At 57.1% G+C, this 3649-nt stretch carries 2 rRNA genes; both read right to left on the bottom strand.

Annotation, left to right across the window (positions count from 1 at the left end):
- Positions 1-1612: ribosomal RNA gene (locus tag AC54T2_RS19620) — 23S ribosomal RNA — on the bottom strand; the annotation flags it as partial.
- A gap of 519 nt (positions 1613-2131) precedes the next feature.
- Positions 2132-3646: ribosomal RNA gene (locus AC54T2_RS19615) — 16S ribosomal RNA — on the bottom strand.
- Between the last annotated feature and the right edge of the window lie 3 nt (positions 3647-3649).

Genomic DNA, 3649 nt, shown 5'->3' with positions numbered 1-3649 from the left:
GCCTCGCCCCGAAGGGTCCGGTCCGAGAGGTTTCGGGTGGTTAGCATCACCAGGTTCGTCATGGGCGCAACTTCGCCGGTACGGGAATATCAACCCGTTGTCCATCGACTACGCCTGTCGGCCTCGCCTTAGGTCCCGACTTACCCAGGGCAGATTAGCTTGACCCTGGAACCCTTGATCATTCGGCGCACGGGTTTCTCACCCGTGATTCGCTACTCATGCCTGCATTCTCACTCGTGTGGCCTCCACGCCTGGATCACTCCGACGCTTCACTGCCCACACGACGCTCCCCTACCCATCCAGCGCACTGAACACCGATTCCTCGATGCTGATGTATTCGCTGAATGCCATAGCTTCGGCGGATGACTTGAGCCCCGCTACATTGTCGGCGCGGAATCACTTGACCAGTGAGCTATTACGCACTCTTTCAAGGGTGGCTGCTTCCAAGCCAACCTCCTGGTTGTCAATGCGACTCCACATCCTTTTCCACTTAGTCACCGCTTAGGGGCCTTAGCTGATGGTCTGGGCTGTTTCCCTCTCGACTACGGAGCTTATCCCCCGCAGTCTCACTGCTGCGCTCTCACTTACCGGCATTCGGAGTTTGGCTAACGTCAGTAACCTTGTAGGGCCCATTAGCTATCCAGTGCTCTACCTCCGGCAAGAAACACGCAACGCTGCACCTAAATGCATTTCGGGGAGAACCAGCTATCACGAAGTTTGATTGGCCTTTCACCCCTATCCACAGGTCATCCCCTCAGTTTTCAACCTAAGTGGGTTCGGTCCTCCACGTCGTCTTACCGACGCTTCAACCTGCCCATGGATAGATCACTTCGCTTCGGGTCTTGAGCGCGCTACTGAATCGCCCTATTCGGACTCGCTTTCGCTACGGCTTCCCCACACGGGTTAACCTCGCAACACACCGCAAACTCGCAGGCTCATTCTTCAAAAGGCACGCCGTCACCCACACACCCCCAAAGGGAATGCACAAGCTCCGACGGATTGTAGGCACACGGTTTCAGGTACTATTTCACTCCCCGCCAGGGGTACTTTTCACCTTTCCCTCACGGTACTTGTCCGCTATCGGTCATCAAGGAGTATTTAGGCTTAACGGGTGGTCCCGCCAGATTCACACGGAATTTCAGGGGTTCCGTGTTACTTGGGAACACGCTCCAGAGCCAGCGCTTTACGTCTACGGGCCTATCACCCTCTACGGTACGGCTTTCCAACCGACTTCGACTTCCACACTGGTTTCTTACTCTGCTCCTCACCGGCAGATGAGAATGAGCGGTCCCACAACCCCCCGAATGCAACCCCTGCCGGGTATCACACACTCGAGGTTTGGCCTCTTCCGATTTCGCTCGCCACTACTCTCGGAATCACTGTTGTTTTCTCTTCCTGTCGGTACTGAGATGTTTCACTTCCCGACGTTCCCTCCACACACCCTATGTGTTCAGATGTGGGTAACACGACATGACTCGTGCTGGGTTTCCCCATTCGGACACCCCCGGATCACAGTTCGGTTGCCAACTCCCCAGGGCTTATCGCAGGCTCCAACGTCCTTCATCGGCTCTTGATGCCAAGGCATCCACCATGTGCCCTTCATAGCTTGTCTCAACAACGTCAAAACAACACACGCTGAAACAAAAAACGAAAAAACACACCACCCACCCCCAATCAAAGGGCAGGTGATTCACTCACAACCCACACCACACCCAGCCCACACCCACACCACCGCACCCCCACCCCCTCAACAAACAAGAAAGGAAAGGATCCGACACGTGCGTGCGCACCAAGGCGGCATCGGTTGCAAAGATGCTCGCGTCCACTATGCAGATCTCAAACAACAACCCCACCAACCCCCACCACCACCCCAACGGGCACCAGCAGACGAAGAGGGAACAGAAGGCGCCTCACGGCTGATCCTTCAGGACCCAACAGTGTGTCTGACCCCACCCCCACCAACGCAGGACCTGGGTGAACCACCCACCACCAACCCCCCACCCACGAACCCGTCCCGAAGAACAAGCCCATGCATGAGCGACCAGCAGCAGCTGACGTCGACGATTCCACTAGTGAGACACCACCATGCGTGCCGAAACATTCGCCCGGCATCGGGGTGTGTGCTCCTTAGAAAGGAGGTGATCCAGCCGCACCTTCCGGTACGGCTACCTTGTTACGACTTCGTCCCAATCGCCAGCCCCACCTTCGACGGCTCCCTCCACAAGGGTTGGGCCACCGGCTTCGGGTGTTGCCGACTTTCGTGACGTGACGGGCGGTGTGTACAAGGCCCGGGAACGTATTCACCGCAGCGTTGCTGATCTGCGATTACTAGCGACTCCGACTTCATGGGGTCGAGTTGCAGACCCCAATCCGAACTGAGACCGGCTTTTTGGGATTCGCTCCCCCTTACGGGATCGCAGCCCTTTGTACCGGCCATTGTAGCATGCGTGAAGCCCTGGACATAAGGGGCATGATGACTTGACGTCATCCCCACCTTCCTCCGAGTTGACCCCGGCAGTCTCCTATGAGTCCCCACCATTACGTGCTGGCAACATAGAACGAGGGTTGCGCTCGTTGCGGGACTTAACCCAACATCTCACGACACGAGCTGACGACAGCCATGCACCACCTGTACACCCCCAAAAGAAGCCCCATCTCTGGAGCGGCAGGGTGTATGTCAAACCCAGGTAAGGTTCTTCGCGTTGCATCGAATTAATCCGCATGCTCCGCCGCTTGTGCGGGCCCCCGTCAATTCCTTTGAGTTTTAGCCTTGCGGCCGTACTCCCCAGGCGGGGCGCTTAATGCGTTAGCTGCGGCACGGAATCCGTGGAATGGACCCCACACCTAGCGCCCAACGTTTACGGTGTGGACTACCAGGGTATCTAATCCTGTTCGCTCCCCACACTTTCGCTCCTCAGCGTCAGGTAATTCCCAGAGAACCGCCTTCGCCACCGGTGTTCCTCCTGATATCTGCGCATTTCACCGCTACACCAGGAATTCCGTTCTCCCCTGAATACCTCTAGTCTGCCCGTATCGAAAGCAAGCGCCGTGTTAAGCACGGCGTTTTCACTCCCGACGCGACAAACCGCCTACGAGCCCTTTACGCCCAATAATTCCGGACAACGCTCGCACCCTACGTATTACCGCGGCTGCTGGCACGTAGTTGGCCGGTGCTTCTTTACCTGTTACCGTCACTTGCGCTTCGTCACAGGCGAAAGAGGTTTACAACCCGAAGGCCGTCATCCCTCACGCGGCGTTGCTGGATCAGGCTTCCGCCCATTGTCCAATATTCCCCACTGCTGCCTCCCGTAGGAGTCTGGGCCGTGTCTCAGTCCCAGTGTGGCCGGTCACCCTCTCAGGCCGGCTACCCGTCGAAGCCATGGTGAGCCATTACCTCACCATCAAGCTGATAGGCCGCGAGCACATCCCTGGCCGAAAAACTTTCCACCACACCGCATGCACGACATGGTCATATCCGGTATTAATCACCGTTTCCGGTGGCTATCCCGAAGCCAAGGGCAGATTACTCACGTGTTACTCACCCGTTCGCCGCTCGAGTACCCCCGAAAGGGCCTTTCCGCTCGACTTGCATGTGTTAAGCACGCCGCCAGCGTTCGTCCTGAGCCAGGATCAAACTCTCCATCGAAAA

This window comes from Nocardioides sp. Z35_8 (assembly GCF_059621125.1).
The sequence above is the reverse complement of the archived record's forward strand: the minus strand, read 5'-3'. Positions and strand labels throughout refer to the sequence as shown.